Annotated in this window: 17 protein-coding genes; 2 read left to right on the top strand and 15 right to left on the bottom strand. The window is 41.1% G+C overall.

From position 1 onward, the window contains the following. Positions 1–35 precede the first annotated feature (35 nt). Together ABJG98_RS11565 and ABJG98_RS11560 are read right to left on the bottom strand one after the other, a co-directional pair. On the bottom strand, positions 36–2,690 hold the full coding sequence (locus tag ABJG98_RS11565; protein WP_348279677.1) for an ABC transporter permease: 2,655 nt from the start codon (positions 2,688–2,690) through the stop codon (positions 36–38). Between the two features lie 22 nt (positions 2,691–2,712). Then, positions 2,713–3,045 carry a PadR family transcriptional regulator gene (locus tag ABJG98_RS11560; RefSeq protein ID WP_348279676.1) on the bottom strand — a complete coding sequence of 111 codons (333 nt, stop codon included), beginning with the start codon at positions 3,043–3,045 and terminating at the stop codon, positions 2,713–2,715. Between the two features lie 178 nt (positions 3,046–3,223). Between ABJG98_RS11560 and ABJG98_RS11555 the strand changes: the two genes are divergently transcribed. Continuing rightward, on the top strand, positions 3,224–3,535 hold the full coding sequence (locus tag ABJG98_RS11555; protein WP_348279675.1) for an NIPSNAP family protein: 312 nt from the start codon (positions 3,224–3,226) through the stop codon (positions 3,533–3,535). Between the two features lie 64 nt (positions 3,536–3,599). Here ABJG98_RS11555 and ABJG98_RS11550 read toward each other — a convergent pair whose 3' ends face one another. Further along, on the bottom strand, positions 3,600–5,246 hold the full coding sequence (locus ABJG98_RS11550; RefSeq protein WP_348279674.1) for an AMP-binding protein: 1,647 nt from the start codon (positions 5,244–5,246) through the stop codon (positions 3,600–3,602). 61 nt (positions 5,247–5,307) lie between these two features. Further along, entirely contained in the window at positions 5,308–5,970 is a 663-nt protein-coding gene (mnmD, locus tag ABJG98_RS11545; protein WP_348279673.1) for a tRNA (5-methylaminomethyl-2-thiouridine)(34)-methyltransferase MnmD, read from the bottom strand. Between the two features lie 31 nt (positions 5,971–6,001). Between mnmD and ABJG98_RS11540 the strand changes: the two genes are divergently transcribed. Continuing rightward, the gene (locus tag ABJG98_RS11540) at positions 6,002–6,499 is read left to right on the top strand and encodes a DinB family protein (protein WP_348279672.1); all 498 of its coding nucleotides are present in this window, start codon (positions 6,002–6,004) and stop codon (positions 6,497–6,499) included. 4 nt (positions 6,500–6,503) lie between these two features. Here the strand turns inward: ABJG98_RS11540 and ispF are convergent, their stop codons facing one another. The 11 genes from ispF to ABJG98_RS11485 all read right to left on the bottom strand — a co-directional run bounded on the left by ispF (position 6,504) and on the right by ABJG98_RS11485 (position 15,469). Further along, positions 6,504–6,992 (bottom strand): 2-C-methyl-D-erythritol 2,4-cyclodiphosphate synthase, encoded by a 489-nt coding sequence (gene ispF / locus ABJG98_RS11535; protein ID WP_348279671.1) that lies wholly within the window; start codon positions 6,990–6,992, stop codon positions 6,504–6,506. A gap of 79 nt (positions 6,993–7,071) precedes the next feature. After that, the gene (locus ABJG98_RS11530; RefSeq protein WP_348279670.1) at positions 7,072–7,908 is read right to left on the bottom strand and encodes a DUF4349 domain-containing protein; all 837 of its coding nucleotides are present in this window, start codon (positions 7,906–7,908) and stop codon (positions 7,072–7,074) included. A 45-nt stretch (positions 7,909–7,953) separates the two neighbouring features. Beyond that, the gene (locus ABJG98_RS11525; RefSeq protein ID WP_348279669.1) at positions 7,954–8,556 is read right to left on the bottom strand and encodes a helix-turn-helix domain-containing protein; all 603 of its coding nucleotides are present in this window, start codon (positions 8,554–8,556) and stop codon (positions 7,954–7,956) included. A gap of 120 nt (positions 8,557–8,676) precedes the next feature. Then, positions 8,677–9,408: a hypothetical protein gene (locus tag ABJG98_RS11520; RefSeq protein ID WP_348279668.1), complete on the bottom strand. Its 732-nt coding sequence runs from the start codon at positions 9,406–9,408 to the stop codon at positions 8,677–8,679. 80 nt (positions 9,409–9,488) lie between these two features. After that, positions 9,489–10,274 carry an inositol monophosphatase family protein gene (locus ABJG98_RS11515; protein ID WP_348279667.1) on the bottom strand — a complete coding sequence of 262 codons (786 nt, stop codon included), beginning with the start codon at positions 10,272–10,274 and terminating at the stop codon, positions 9,489–9,491. Beyond that, positions 10,271–10,951, bottom strand: a complete 681-nt coding sequence (gene rsmI / locus ABJG98_RS11510) for a 16S rRNA (cytidine(1402)-2'-O)-methyltransferase (RefSeq protein ID WP_348279666.1) — start codon at positions 10,949–10,951, stop codon at positions 10,271–10,273. The genes ABJG98_RS11515 and rsmI overlap by 4 nt, the downstream gene beginning before the upstream one ends. 176 nt (positions 10,952–11,127) lie before the next feature. Beyond that, the gene (locus ABJG98_RS11505) at positions 11,128–11,361 is read right to left on the bottom strand and encodes a 4a-hydroxytetrahydrobiopterin dehydratase (RefSeq protein WP_348279665.1); all 234 of its coding nucleotides are present in this window, start codon (positions 11,359–11,361) and stop codon (positions 11,128–11,130) included. A gap of 12 nt (positions 11,362–11,373) precedes the next feature. Beyond that, positions 11,374–11,634, bottom strand: a complete 261-nt coding sequence (locus ABJG98_RS11500; RefSeq protein ID WP_348279664.1) for a DUF493 family protein — start codon at positions 11,632–11,634, stop codon at positions 11,374–11,376. Between the two features lie 89 nt (positions 11,635–11,723). Beyond that, positions 11,724–13,556 carry a SurA N-terminal domain-containing protein gene (locus ABJG98_RS11495; RefSeq protein ID WP_348279663.1) on the bottom strand — a complete coding sequence of 611 codons (1,833 nt, stop codon included), beginning with the start codon at positions 13,554–13,556 and terminating at the stop codon, positions 11,724–11,726. A gap of 112 nt (positions 13,557–13,668) precedes the next feature. Beyond that, complete coding sequence (locus tag ABJG98_RS11490; RefSeq protein WP_348279662.1) at positions 13,669–14,580, bottom strand: bile acid:sodium symporter family protein; 912 nt, start codon at positions 14,578–14,580, stop codon at positions 13,669–13,671. Positions 14,581–14,653: 73 nt separating this feature from the next. Then, complete coding sequence (locus ABJG98_RS11485; RefSeq protein ID WP_348279661.1) at positions 14,654–15,469, bottom strand: DUF4097 family beta strand repeat-containing protein; 816 nt, start codon at positions 15,467–15,469, stop codon at positions 14,654–14,656. Positions 15,470–15,489 lie beyond the last annotated feature (20 nt).

The raw sequence follows: 15,489 nt of genomic DNA, 5'->3' as shown, positions 1-15,489 counted from the left end.
GGTTGAGGTTGGCTTTTATTAGCCAACCTCAATCTCTATTCGTACCTCAAGGCTTTCACCGGATTAGTTTTAGCAATCGAGAGAGTTTTATTTCCAACAGCTACTAATGCAATCAGAATTACCATTACAGCAGATATTAAAAACACCGAAACACCGATGCTTATTCTACTGGTAAAGTTGTCCAGCCAGCCATCCATTAGGAAATATACAATTGGCCATGATATCACGTTTGCAATCACTACCAGAATCAAAAATTCCCTAGACAGGATCATTACAATTTGAGAAATGTCTGCACCCAACACTTTCCTGATTCCTATCTCTTTGGTTCTTTGTAGTGCCGTGAATGAAGTAAGTCCAAACAGACCAAGACAAGCTACGATAATTGCGAACAGGGCGAACAGTGTAAATGCTCTGCTAAAGTTATCCTCGTTGGCATATTGCTTATTGTAAAACTCATCCAAAAAGAAGGTATCAAATGGATTGCCCGGAAAAAAATCGTCAAAGGTGGCTTTGCTTGTTTCATATGCTGTCTGATAATCATCCGTTTTGAGTTTTACTGTAATGTAAGAGGCATTGCTCTCAGTCAGAGGAAATACAAGCGGGTTAATATTATTTTTTACCGACTGCTGATGATAGTTATCAACTACACCAATGATGGTTCGTTTGTTTCCACTATACAGCACTTTTTGCCCAATCGCTTCTTCCGGAGTGGCAATTTCCAAATACTCCATAGTCGCTCTATTGATAATCACATTGCCCGTGTCGGTTGTGAATGTTTTGTCATAGTTTCTACCTGCGAGAAAATCAATTCCGTAGGTAGGAAAATAATCCTGATCTACGCCTACCAGATACACCGTAAAGTTCTTGTCTTGAGTATCCGTCTGTTTTCTCATTCCTCTGGTCCAGAAAATTTCGTCTCCTGGCACATTAGAACTATTGGTAACGGCCTCTATGTTCGGATTACTTCTGAGTTCATTTTCGAAGGAATTCAGTGCGGTTCCGAATAGGGAGTCTACCGCAAAAACTTGTGGACCTCTCATCACCATGGTGTCGGTCATGTCAAATCCAACATCAAGTTTTTTCATGTGACTGAGTTGCTGATACACGATGATTGTGCCAGCTATAAGTGTAACTGAAGCAGCAAATTGAAATATGACTAATGCCCGGCGAAGCATGATCCCTGACTTGTTGGTTGTCATTTTTCCTTTGAGAACTTGAATAGGCCGGAAAGAAGATAAAATGAATGCCGGATATAGGCCAGACAGGAGTGATCCAATGACATATACTCCTAGCACTGCAAGCCAAAAATCTCCCCTTAAAAAGAATGCTCTGCTCAGTTGTGAGTCAACCAATTGATTGAACATTGGTGTGGTGATCACCACAACGACAATTGCCAGTGTCAGCGCGATGAGATTTAAAACAAAAGATTCGGTTAAAAACTGATTAACCAATTGCTTTTTGTAGGCACCCATTGATTTTCTAACTCCTACCTCTTTGGCACGCTCAAGGGACTTTGCAGTTGAGAGGTTTATGTAGTTGATCCAAGCTATAATTAATATAAATCCTGCAATGATTGCCAGGAAAAAAACGGTGTCTCCGTCACCTTGCTCAGCTGGTTCTGATTCTTGCAGCAGGTTTGAATAGAGGTGAATATCAGTTATTGGCTGCAAAGGAAATTCCGATTTGAAGTTGTACTTCTCAAAATCTTCTCCTCTTTCTGCATACAATATTTCCTCAAACTTTGCGTCAAATGCTTTCGGATCTGTGCCTTCTTTTAATAGGACGTACGTATTAAAATCATACCATCCCCAGGCGGTTTCGGAAGAGGCTGTTCCGTCATCATTTCGGGTCTCACTATTAAGGGTCTCATACGAAATCAAAAAATTGTATTTCAAATGAGAATTTTCAGGAACGTCTTTAGTTACTCCAGTAATTTCGAGTGTTTTTTCTATCCAGGTATACAGATTTAGACTCTCACCGACTACATCTGTTCTCCCAAAATATTTTTTGGCAATTGATTCGGTAATGACCACTGCATTCGGCTCAGTGAGTGCCGTTTCGATATCCCCATGGATCAATGGGTAATCGAATATTTTTAGGAATGAAGGATCTGCAATCTGAACCCGTTTTTCCCGAAACTGGATGTTGTCTTTCTCGAATATTCCAGACATTGGGAATGCTCTGGCAAAATCAACCACCTCCGGCATATTTTCTTTCATAAACGGACCAACACGAGGTACTGCTGCAGCACAATTAATTTGTAAGTCTTCCCCACGGTATACCAAATACTTGACCCGATAGAGGTCTTCATGATTGGAATGGTATTTATCGTAGCTGTATTCATAAGCTACATACTGCGCAATGAACAAACATGCTGCAATACCCAGGGCAAGCCCGAAGATATTAAGAGCAGAATACACCCGATTCTTAGCAAGCGTACGAAATGTGATTTTGATGTAGTTCTTTAACATTGGGATTGAGTTGTTGTGAGTGACCTTTCGTTTTCTTTTTAAATCATAATTACGAATCGAGAGGAAGGCATCTTTGAAGTAGTGCATGCGTGCCTTGAATAGTCCTTTACTTTCCACGCGATCCTGAAACATCTCCTGAAGATCTCCGAGGATGTCATCCAGCAGCTCATCATCATATATGATTCTGAGTAGCTTTTCAGCAATTAGAGGAGGCTTCATATGGTACTGCTTTGTAGCCAAATCAGATGCTAATTATTGCCAGTTGAGGAATGGTTTTATAAAAACCTTCTTTCAATTCTTTTGCCTCTTTCAAAACTTCAAAACCAGCATTTGTTACCTGGAAATAGCGCTTCTTCTTCCCTCCACGTTTTTGAGTAGCTCCGCCAAATTCAGAAACGAGATAGCCTTTATCTTCCAGCCGATAAAGTGACGAGTGGATGGCACTGATATTGGTAGCGCGGTTGGCTCTTTTTTTGAGCTCCTCTTTTACAGATACTGCATATGCTTCTTTTTCCAGCGATGCTACTGCTAGCAGGATCAGTTCTTCAAATTCGCCAAGGTTATTTCCCTTCATCTATTTCAATTTAAGAGGTTATTCCTCATAAATGTAAATATTATAGATGATAATACTCATGTTTGTAAATAAAAGTTACAACCGCTTATGAATAAAATTCATGGTGCCGATGTATCTTTTTCAATTACTTGTTTTTTTAGTATCACTTCTATTCCTGACTTTTGGGAAAAAGTATGCCATGATTACCTGCTACATCAAATACGTCATCGATGCCGATAAACTTCAAGCTTTTGAGGCCTACGCCAAAATGTGGATTCCTTTGGTGAACAAATTTGGGGGAACGCATCATGGCTATTTTCTCCCACATGAAGGAGCCAATACCGTTGCAGTGGCTTTGTTTAGCTTTGACTCCTTAGCTGCATATGAAATCTATAGAGCGGAAAGTATGGATGATGTAGTTTGTCAAGCAGCATATGCGCATGCACAGGAAACCAAGTGTATTGTTAGCTATGAGCGAAGTTTTATGAAGCCGATATTTGACGCTGATTAAGTAAATATCGTAGTTGTGAAAACAGAAAGTTAAAATGGTAACAAATGTTTATAAAACATTATTTCTACTCATAAATCAGTCTCTCTTCCTGGTCGAACCATGACTTATACATGTCTTGATGAATAGCTTCCACTCTTGGTCTTCTTACCTTAAGAGAAGGTGTCATGAGTCCATTGTCTACGGTCCACTGCTCCTTCATGATAACTGCTTTTGCTAGTTTCTCATGACTCATAAGGGTGGGGTTGACATCATCTATCGTCTGCAGGATAGAATCTTTAAAACCTTGCTTTTCCTTTGCCTCGCCTGTTTCTGAAGGCACGATCAGCACAATTGGTTGGGCAATGCCCATGCCCACAACACATATCTGTTCAATATCAGTGTTTTTTGAAAGCTTAAGCTCTATTTGAGATGGTGTGACGTATTTGCCTTTGTCAGTTTTGAACTGATCTTTAATCCTCCCAGTAATTGAAAGATAGCTGTCATGATCATACTCACCGATATCTCCAGTTTTAATGAATCCATCTTCAGTAAATACTTCAACCGTTTTTTTGGGTTCCTTGAAGTACCCAACCATAAGCGCATCACTCTTTACCTGTATTTCTCCTTCTGACGAAAGTCTGGCGGTAGCTCCAGGCATTGGTTGACCGACTGTGCCAAATCTATTCGAACCGATAATGTTAAAATGTGAGAGGATACAATCCTCAGTCATCCCATATCCTTGTAAAATGTTTATCCCGAGTTTATCATACCATTCCAAGAGACTCACAGCTATCGGAGCTGCTCCTGTATAGCATAGCTTGGCGTTTTTCAGTCCCAATTTTTGTCGAATTTTCTTTTTCACAAGACCTCCAATGAGCGGTAGTGATATAAGCGTATCAAGTTTCTTTTGAGTGAATTTCTCTAAAATTTTTTCCTGGAACTTTTGCCAGATTCTAGGTACCGCTATAAAGAATATTGGATTTACACTTGCCAAATCCTCCGCAAATGTCTCTAATGACTCTGGAAAACTGACTCGTCCGCCACAATAGAAAGAAACCATTTCAATGCCTATTCGCTCTGCGATGTGTGATAAAGGGAGGTAGGAAAAATACGTACAATTTACGGGCACTTGTAAAGTCGGAACGGTAGTATTCCCCATGAGATTAAATGAACTCACCTTGTGCATGACTCCTTTTGGATTGCCGGTTGTTCCCGAGGTATACATGATCGTAAGTAAGTCATCCGGATTCAGGCCTGGTGGATCGAAACTGGTATAATCTGCTTTGATCAATGTTTCCCATGCGTGCTGCTCTTCTACACCGTATAGTTCAATCCCAATACGTATAATATCTTCCGGAACACCAGCTTTTTGCTTTGAGTAGTCGTCGAGTTTACCAATTATAACGGCTTTAGATTCACTATGAACCAAAATCTCATTGATGGAATCTTTATCAAGCGTAGGATATAGCGGTATAGAGATAAAACCTCCTAACATGATGGCAAGATCCGCCATAAACCAATGTGCACAATTCTTGGATAACAACGCTACATGATCGCCCTTTTTCAATCCCATATTGTGGAGAGATGCTGCAAGAGCTATTGCTTGATCGTAAGCATGCTGGCGGGAATATTCAATGAACTTTCGATTGATCGGTTGCCGAAGAAATATGAAGTTGGGGTCTTTATTTAGCCAATATTGAAAGGCTTCTAAGGGTGTCTGGAAGGTGCTCATGAAAATAGGTTACTGGTAACCTATTAAAGATACAGTTTTTCCTTGATTCCAGGCCAGCAACTCACTTGCACAAGCCTCTTACCATCTCTTTCTTTCCCATGGCTCCCTGCAGTGTCTCGACATCAAACCCAGCTTCTGCCAGGTTTCGTTTGAATTGTCCTTGAGCACAGTAAGTTGTGAGTATTCCTCCTTTTTCTAACAGGGAGAAGCATTTTTTTAGATTTTCTAGCGACCAGACTTCTGGCTGTTTGCTTGGTGCAAATGCATCAAAATAGATAATTTGGAACAGCTGAGATGTCTCAAAGTCTTCGAGTGTTGCGATGGTTTTATGTAGCATGAATGAAGCTGTCATGCCCAGCTCTTTTTCCCAATCGCATTCATGAATCTTTAATAACAATTCTCTTTCTTGCTCAGATCGGTGAAAATTCAGATTCTCATAAATTTCTTTTTTAATTGGAAATGGCTCTAAAGATGTGAAATGAACTTTTACACCTTGTATCTCCGCAAACTGAGCGGTCAGGAAAGCATTCAGCCCAGTTCCTAGCCCAATCTCCAAAATCCTGATTTCCTCCACTTGATTTCCAGATAACCATTGCTCCAGTCCCTCTCGTATAAACACATGCATGGATTCTCCTCTGGCTCCTCTCGTTGAGTGATAGGTCTCATTTAGCTCCTCATCAAATAGGCTGTGAGAACCATCTTCGGTAGTAATGATCTTGATCATGTGCTATCTTAATTGTTTAAAAAATGCAGTAATGGAAATATACGATGGCCAATCCTTTGTCAAATATCTGGACAAAGTAAAAGCAAGAACACCTAGATTATTCAACTTTATCCCAGAAGACAAGATAGAGTGGACCTATCAGGAAGGAAAATTTACCATCGGTGATCAAATTCGGCACCTGGCCGCAATCGAACGATTCATGTATGTGGAAAATGTGCAGCTCAGGCAATCTAGATACAAAGGATGTGGAAAGGATCTTGCGGAAGGTAAAGAGGCTATTGTACAATTCTACTTGCAAATGCAGAAAGAATCCAGGGAAGTTTTTGAAAAGCTAACTAATGAGCATATGCAAAGGAAATGCACAACTCCAGGTGGCATTGACATAACGGTTTGGAAATGGCTTAGAGCGTTGGTGGAACATGAGGTTCATCATAGGGGACAACTTTATGTGTACTTAGGAATACTTGGTATTGAAACACCTCCTCTATACGGTTTGACTTCTGAAGAGGTGATTTCGCGATCCGTTTAGCTACTTAGTCTTTATAAATCAGCACAGTCGCATGAGCAGCAACTCCTTCTTCTTTGCCTACAAAGCCAAGCTTCTCTGTTGTTGTTGCTTTAATTGAAATGTCGTCTTCTGCAATGTTCATTACTTCGGCCAGACACGCTTTCATCATTGGAATGTGAGGATTCAGTTTCGGCATTTCCAGGCAAACAGTGGAATCTACATTTCCTACCTTATAGCCTTTCTCTCCAATGATTTTAATTACATCTTTCAACAGAATCTTACTATCGATTCCTTTGTATTGAGGATCTTTATCTGAGAAATGAAAACCAATATCACGTAAGTTGGCCGCTCCCAGTAGTGCATCACAAATCACATGGATAAGCACATCCGCATCAGAATGCCCAAATGCACCGTGGCTATGTGGGACTTTAATTCCTCCGATCCAAAAATCCACACCTTCAGCAAGTGCATGTACATCGTATCCGTATCCTACGCGTATGTTGGGTTTAGCCATCTGGCAAAAGTAGGAAACATCCTCCGTTCATCACACGTGCTTACACTCCCTCTTTGAAGGGTGAGTTGTTTCTGGTTAGTTATTGTTTCGAGTCAGCCTTTCGCTTCGCTCTCACTTTTTTCACTACCCAAACGATTCCAACAGCCAGCAAACCGAATGGCCACAGTGCCAGAAGATAAACCATGAATGTAAGGAAGCCTTGCCACCCAGCAGAAATGGAATTTAGCATCCGAGTGCCAAAACCCGGACGAGGCTCCTGGTCCAGTTCGTAAGGAATCAACTCATAAAAAGCAACATCCAGGGTGCTGTAGCTTATTTTGTGACCGAGCAATTTGAATTGTCCCTGAAGTGACTCTATTTCTGTGCGTACCTGGTTAAGATTTCGCTCTACTTCCAGAATATCGCGCACATTGTCGGCTTTCTTGAGAATCTCCTGATAGCGTTCCTCCAATTTCTTTTTATTGGCAATGCGAGACTGTAGGTCATAGTACCTTTCTGTTACGTCATCGGTATTCACCCAACGATTGTCCAGTTTTTTATCGCTGGTAAGGTCACCTATCAGTGGATCAAAGTTTTGCGGTGGGACTTTAATGCTGATATTATAATTGATGCGATCATAGCCTTTGCTTTCGTTTTCAGAGCTGATGTAGGCGTCATACTTATCGAGCATTGTGCTGATGCGATTATATTCTTCTTTAGTATTCGCTACACTATAAGAAAGACCGCCAGTTTTGATGACCTTCTTTTGATAGTCTTGATTTGGTTGTTGCGCAAGAGGTGCAGACACCTTGCGAATGGAGCTTTCGGCCACATCCATTTCTTCCAACATTGGAGCTGCTTCATAGTCGGCGGTACTGGAATCTGAACCACCACAGGTAGCCATTAAGAACACGATAAGAATAGTGAGTGATTTCATATCAATTAAATTTAGCTGAAGTTTTCTACAAGAATCTTACCAATTTCAGCTGGCTGTCAACTGAAAGTCCTCACAATCCAAGCGAATCTGAGAATCAGAAAGATCTTTTTTGATGTACTGACAGTAGTGTCCTGTGCCCTTTTTAGTGTAGAAGGTACACCCAAAACATGTTCGTTGAACATCTATTATTCCTGCCTGATTCAGTTTAAAAATCATTTTTACCAACCCTTGATATAGCATCTCTTGGGCTGGGCTATCAAGACCATTGATGCTTTCTCTTAATGGCATATCAAATCCTTCTAGTTTGCTTGCCAGTTTTTTTCCTACTGTAGACAATAGAATGGTGTATGCCCTGGCGTCCTCGCCAGTCTCTTTCTCAATTAGTTTTTTTTCATATAAAACTTTGATGGCATCACTGATGGTTGGTTTTTTCAAATTGAACTCTCGGGAGAGATGGCTGACGTTAGCCAACGAGCGATCATGATGTCTGATAAAAAGCAACAATTGAATTTGTATAGGACTCAGGCCTGTCTCTTTTGCCTTTTCCCAAAGGAGCACTCGAAATACTTCAGATAACCGCTCTATTCCAACAACCACTTTACTCGTTAAATCTGCAACTTGAATTTTAGGATCAAATGAATTTGCCATTCTACAAAGTTAGTTATCCTAATTACATCCATTGTATTGACCTGAAAGTAAAGGGAGTTCAACTCATTCAAGTTGAACTCTCCTCTTAACATTTTCAACTACACGTAATCTACATTTATATCATTTTTCCACTGTATATGGAAGTGATAGATCACCAGATGCTACACTGTATACTGCGTATACCCCAAGCATTGGTAAATCTGTTTTTGATGTATTGACCTGCATGTACGCGGCTACACCATCAAACATAAAGTCTGTTTTTCCACTTACTCTATAGGTCGGTACAATAACCTTGATTTGGTTTCGCTGACTTACTACATGGAATCCCGGTGAATCCATATACATTGGCATTCCAGGGTTTGTAGGAGGTAGTGTCACATCTTCTTTCTCAGGGTCAAATTGTTTAACCGCAAGACCTCCAGCAAGACGTTTATCTTCTATGAGCACAACCCAATGTGGATGCCAGATGATCCCATCGTTTGCGTAATTCTGATCAAAATTTTCATCCCAAAGGGGCGTGTCATCAAAGTCTGGATGTGACGTCAGCGCAAGAGCCACTATCCCGGCTGTTTCACCAAATCCAACATCTGTCGACTTAAGGTTGGTTGGGAATACATAGCCAAGAACCGGAGCTCCGTCTAGTTGTCCCGCAGGAGTAGGAACGGATTTTCCAGCAGTGCCTTTTACCGTAATACTAAACACAAGGTGTTCAAGTGAGCCATCATGCACCACCTGGGCTTTCGTGATTTTTAAATCTCCTGAGCTTTTAAACTCAGCGTTTTCATTTTCTCCTTGAGAAAATGACTTACAGCTAATCATGGCGATCAGCGATAGAAATAGTAACTTTTTCATGTTTGTTTAATTAGGAATCCTAACTTATTACACAAACATAGTTTTTTTTGTTAGGTTTCCTAACTATTTATACAATTTTTTTACCAGTATCGTTGGATGACGTCCAGGAGTGTGGCGTGAACTCTTCCTCCAGCTACTATTTCCCTTCCGAATATATAGTCCTCTCCGCCTTTAAAATCAGAGACTGTACCTCCAGCTTCTTGCACGAGAATTACTCCTGCTGCTATATCATATGAATTAAGATTGTATTCAAAATATCCACCATATCGGCCACAAGCGACATACGCCATATCTGCTGCAGCACTTCCCATGCGACGAAGACCTTGGGTAGATTCCATGAGCTGGTGAAGGATTTTCAAATATTCATCAAGTCGTTCGAATTCATAATATGGGAAACCGGTTGCCAAAACCGTATCTGAAAATGCTTTAGCTTGAGAGACGTGAATTGGTTCATTGTTTAGGTAAGCTCCACCAGATTTCCATGCATGGAAACACTCGTCGTTTGCCACTTCGTACACAACTCCGGCTACAATCTTGCCATTATGCATGAGTCCAATACTTACACAGTAATTAGGAATACCATGTACGAAATTGGTGGTGCCATCTAATGGATCGATGATCCAGGTGTATTCTTTTTGTCCTTGCTCAATTGTTTCTTCTTCCGTAATGAAGCCAGCTCCTGGTATGATCTTTTCCAATCCGGAGATTATACGTTGCTCAGACTCTTTGTCAACATAAGATACCAAGTCGCTAACACCTTTAAACTCTACTGACTCATAGGTGAATCTTTTACGCTCCTTACGGATAAATGCGCCAGTGTCATAAGCAATAGCAGAAACTTTTCGTGTGATCTCTTCTAAATTCATTTAGTTCCTTCCAAAACAATTACAAACTCTCCCTTAATGCTTTTGGATTCAAAGTAGGCCATCACATCTTCAATACTTCCGGTGACGGTTTCTTCAAACTTCTTTGTTAACTCTCTGGAAACTGAAACGTTGCGATCCCCCAAAATGTCTTTGAATTGTTGCAATGTTTTTAGCAAACGATGAGGTGATTCGTAATAGATGGCTGTTCGGCTCTCTTCCTTCATCACCTCTATTCGTGTTTGTCTCCCTTTTTTGTGAGGAAGAAATCCTTCGAATACAAAGCGATCGCTTGGAAAGCCTGACTTAATTAAAGCTGGCACGAAGGCTGTGGCTCCCGGAAGTGAATCCACAGGAATGTCATTGGCCAATGCAGCCCGAACCAACAAGAAGCCCGGATCTGAAATTCCAGGTGTGCCTGCATCGGATATTTGGGCTATTGAGCTTCCTCTCTTCAACTTTTCAATGGCTTCTTCTACCTTCTTATGTTCGTTGTGCGCATGGAAGCTTTGTGCTGGTGTACCGATCTCATAATGTTTAAGGAGAAACCCAGAGGTTCGGGTGTCTTCTGCCAGAATCAGGTCAACGCCTTTGAGTACCTCGACCGCTCTATAGGTCATATCAGCAAGGTTGCCGATTGGTGTCGGGACTAAGTAAAGTTTTCCGGGCTCGATGGTCATTCAGCTAATTTAGAATTTAAAGTCGGCTATGACAATCTAAGAATCAGGCTGCTCGTGCGACTAATAGATCGCAGAGAAATAAAAGCAATCGTATTGCTGTTCATTTTAGACATCAGTAAGCGCTGCCAACTTTTTCCATAGCATGAGATTGCTTCGTATTACCCCTAACAATGCCGTTAGATGAGAGCATCTATCGCTTCAGCCAGTCTGTGGTCTTTCTCGGTGACCACATCACCAGCGTCATGAGTATTCAACTCAAAGCTAACTGTGTTATAAACGTTACTCCAATTGGGATGGTGGTTCATTTTTTCGGCAATGATGGCTACCTGACTCATGAAACCAAACGCTTCCACAAAGTCTTTGAATTCAAATGTCTTCTTTAGCTTGTTGTCTTCTTCTATCCAACTCATAGTTTGTGAATTTTAGAGTGCAATTATTCCTTCAATCTTATTGGCTTGTTTGTATACCTCTACTACATCCCGACTGGTGTCCATCAATCGTCTCAGTGTAACGCTAACATATTTGTTTCCAGAGCTTGGTTTAAGCCTGATTTCAGCACCAGGGAGCAACGATTCTATTTGAGCCTGATATTCTGGTTTCACGATGAATTTAAACGTATAATGCTCAGGAAACTGATGTGTTCCCTCCAGCTTCTCCAAAAATGATCTTTCGTCCCAGCTCATAATTTTAATTTAAATCTATTCTGCGAGATATATAAAAAAAGCCATCCCGATAAAGTTCGGAATGGCTTTCTAAATTTCCATTTTTCTACTTAGAAAAACTTATATCTCATGTCTTCAATTTCGGCAAACTCCTTAACAGCCTGGTCGATCTTTCTTGGTACAAACAGCCTGAAGTATGATAATGGAAAATCTGCAATCATTGCATTTTGTCCCAATCGCTGACGCGATACCTGAAGTGCAAATTGAGAATAGTCATCGAGATCAGCTGGAATGTCTTTTGCAGTAAGTTTCACTGCAATCACTCCATCTTGAATTGTGAAAGCCTGAGTCATTTCTTCTTCGTCAAGCGCAAACGAAAGGCCGATAGCCTCTGGTGCGTACCCAACTCCATTGATGCTGCTAGAGAACATCTGGAAGTCTGCACTGCCCGTTTTTGCTCCTTCACCATAGGCTATGGCAAGTGATTCTACGTCCGCTGCATCTACACCGCTTAACTTACTAAGAATGCTTTGCGCTTTTTTCTCATTTTTCACTTTTCGCTCTACCTGATTTCTTACTTCATCCAGATTAGCTACACCTTTTTTCTGAGCAGCAGTCATTGTTGCGACAATATACCTATCGCCAATTTCTTTTACATCTGATACTGCTCCAGTGCTTGCATCATTGTAAAGCCAAAGCACAAGACTTCTTGCTTCTACCATTGGTCCTACACGCTGTGCATTCTTTCCTATTCGATTGGCTTCTCTTACTGTCAATCCTTGTTCGTCTGCTAATCGCTTAAACTCTTCCAAATTTCCAGCTGATGCTGCAAACAGGTCCGCTTCTCTGTAAGACTCATTAATTGTCTCATCCGAAACAAAGAACTCTTTCTTCATTTTTGCCACTCTGAAAAGGACACTGTCAGCAGTGATCTGATCTCTTCTCGAGAGCTTATAAAATTCGTATGAACCATTTACAATGGTTGGAGATGAAACGTATCCAACCTCTTTTCCAAGCAAGGAATCAGGAAGATTGTCGGAAGTGTATGTGATAAATGGATATGGATCATCCGAATTGATCACTACGAAACTTGAATCGTTAGTTGCGCTTGCAAGTGACATTTTCAAGTCCGCCACTTCATCCATCACGATAGCAGAATCTGCACTTGAGGGTTTTATGTCAAATATTACATACGAAAGGTTTCTTGTTTCCTCTCTTTGAAATTCTGATTTATGCGCATCAAGGTAAGCTTGAAGTTCTTTGTCTGTAACGCTCACAGATGAATCTGATACACTCAAAAAAGGAACATACATGTAATCAATCGAGGCAGTTGAATTCTGATTGATGTATTCATCCTTTGCCTCGTACTTAGTCACATAGTTTGTCTTGGTAAATAAGTTTGCGTACTTCTCAAGTTTGCGGCTTGGCACCAAGGATTGTTCAAACGAAATCCATGAATTTCTTTGCTGCGGTGGCGCTTGCTGCAAACTCCCAAGGAATGCTGTCACATTTTCTTTGCTAAACTGTCCTGTTTGCGGATCTGCAAAAAACTGTATGATTTGTGGGCTGATGTTGCTCCCCTGGACCATGTCTACCAATTCATCATTAGTAACTACAATTCCAAGCTCTTCAAACTGCTCACCATACGCTTTTTCAAGTATTAGGGCATTCCATGCTTGATTTCTGATTTGATCCGTTTCTTGTTGAAGTGGGTTTCTCCCCGTATTGAGCGCGAAGTTGTATGAAAGCTCATCCACTTTGTTTTGAAACTGTGTATTAGAAATCCCTGCTCCAGCGATCTCTGCAATGTCCGGGTTATCTCCTCCTCCAATCAATGAAGAATTTCCGATAAGATCAGTTCCTATAAAAGCGACCATGGTTACCATGATTGCCCCTACCACGATCTTACCCATCTTGTTTCTCAGTATGCCTATTAGTGCCATATTATTCTAAATGCTCTTTAAATAAGGTCGGCAAAAATAAGGAAATAATTTGCTATTGGCTATTAGGTCGACAATTGAATTAAATCGCCTAATGTATTGATAATCAGCACAACTAATTGGCTGTAGCCAAATCTCGGTTTCTGCTCCAGAAATATGCGATACTTAAACCGGAAATAATGTGCCAAATCCCCCACCAAGCAGCTACAATGGCCATACCTCCCAATCCCTCGAAAAAGCTGAATATAAGGATCAGACCGAGTCCTGAATTTTGAATCCCTGTTTCAATGGCAATAGACCTTCTGTCCGCTTGCTTCAATCCAAATAACTTGCCCATCTGATAGCCTGCAGTAAGTGCAACAGCATTGTGAGTTAATACCAACAGGAGAACCAGATGGATGTATTCCAGGAATAGGTTGAAGTTGGCACTGAATGCTAGGCATACAATCGCTGCGAAAATGAAAATAGAGCTATAGTGCATAACCGGATGAAGCTTGTCTGCCAACTTTGGCTTCCAGCCTCGAAGTAACATACCCAACACAATTGGTACCAGTAGAAGCATTGTGATGGTTTTTAATAATTGCCAAAAATCCAGACTTACTTCTGTGAGAATAGTAGCCGTGGGTTCGTATAGATTGGCCCAAATTGTTAGGTTGATAGGTGTCATTACAATTGCCAGCGTACTGGAAACAGCAGTAAGGCTGACCGATAGAGCCGTGTTACCTCGAGCCATCGCCGCCATAAAGTTTGAAATGTTCCCCCCTGGACATGCGGCTACTAACATCATCCCAAGTGCAAAACTGGGTCTGGGCTGAATGATCAGGATCAAAAGGTAAGTGAGAGCCGGAAGTACCAAAAATTGTGAAAAAATACCCGCAAGTGCTGCTCTTGGGTTTTTGATCACCCGCAGAAAGTCATCTAAGTGAAGGTTGATTGCAACTCCAAACATGATGAAGCCAAGACTCAAATTGAGGTAAAAGAGATTAGCCTCACTAAAGTTGAGTGTGACCTGATCAATGGTTTCCATGGGAGGAAAGATAAGAAGGAATAAAAAAACCCGCTAAAAGCGGGCTCTTACTTTTTAGAAATGTGCTCTTCTATCATTGCTTCCTAATGATGATATCTCCATTCATATTCTTGAAGGTATATTCTGGTCCTCCTCCGTTGATGTCTCCAAATACCCACGAGTTGATGGATACTTTGTACTCGCCATCGTCAGATTTCACTTCTGGCTTGGATCGGTCGACAGACATATCGAAATCAGTAAATATCTCTCCCCGATCAGACCTCATTTTTGCCCGAGCTTTTACATTGGCCGGGAAAGTCACATCCACATTGCCATTGAGAGTCACGAAGGACATAGGCTCATTTGGCTTCACAGATTTAAAGTTCACAAGTATGGTTCCGTTAACCGTATTGGAAACAATAGAACCACTCATGTCCTTTAAAGTAAGTGTTCCATTTACTGAAGAGATTTCATGGGTTCCGTTCAATCCGGTTACTTCAATTTTACCGTGAACCGTGGATATTTCCAGGTCAAAATTTGCTGGCACTTTGATATCCAAATTGATCGCTTTTTTCCACGAATTAGTTTCTATTTCTACGTTGTTGTTAGCTTCTGATGCTTCCAACTCCAGTGGACTGCTGGCAATGCGCTTCATTCCTGCTGGGGCGCTACTTTTTTTATCTCCGTGATCGTGATCACAGTTTTTGCAGTCGTCTTTGCCGGCTGTGGCCTGGATAATTACCTCTTTGCCGTTGTACGCTTCGATGATAATGTTTCCTCTTACCTGACCGACTTCCAGTTTTCCTCTCTTATCGGGAGAGCTCAATGGTACAGTAATCTTTTCGTTGAATTCTTGTGCCAGGACGCTGCCTGCGGATATCAGAAATACTATTATTAGTAACTTTTTCATATGCTATATTTTTGTGCACT

It is taken from the genome of Ekhidna sp. (assembly GCF_039960695.1).
Classification (GTDB): domain Bacteria; phylum Bacteroidota; class Bacteroidia; order Cytophagales; family Cyclobacteriaceae; genus Ekhidna.
This window is presented reverse-complemented; position numbering and strand designations above follow the sequence as displayed.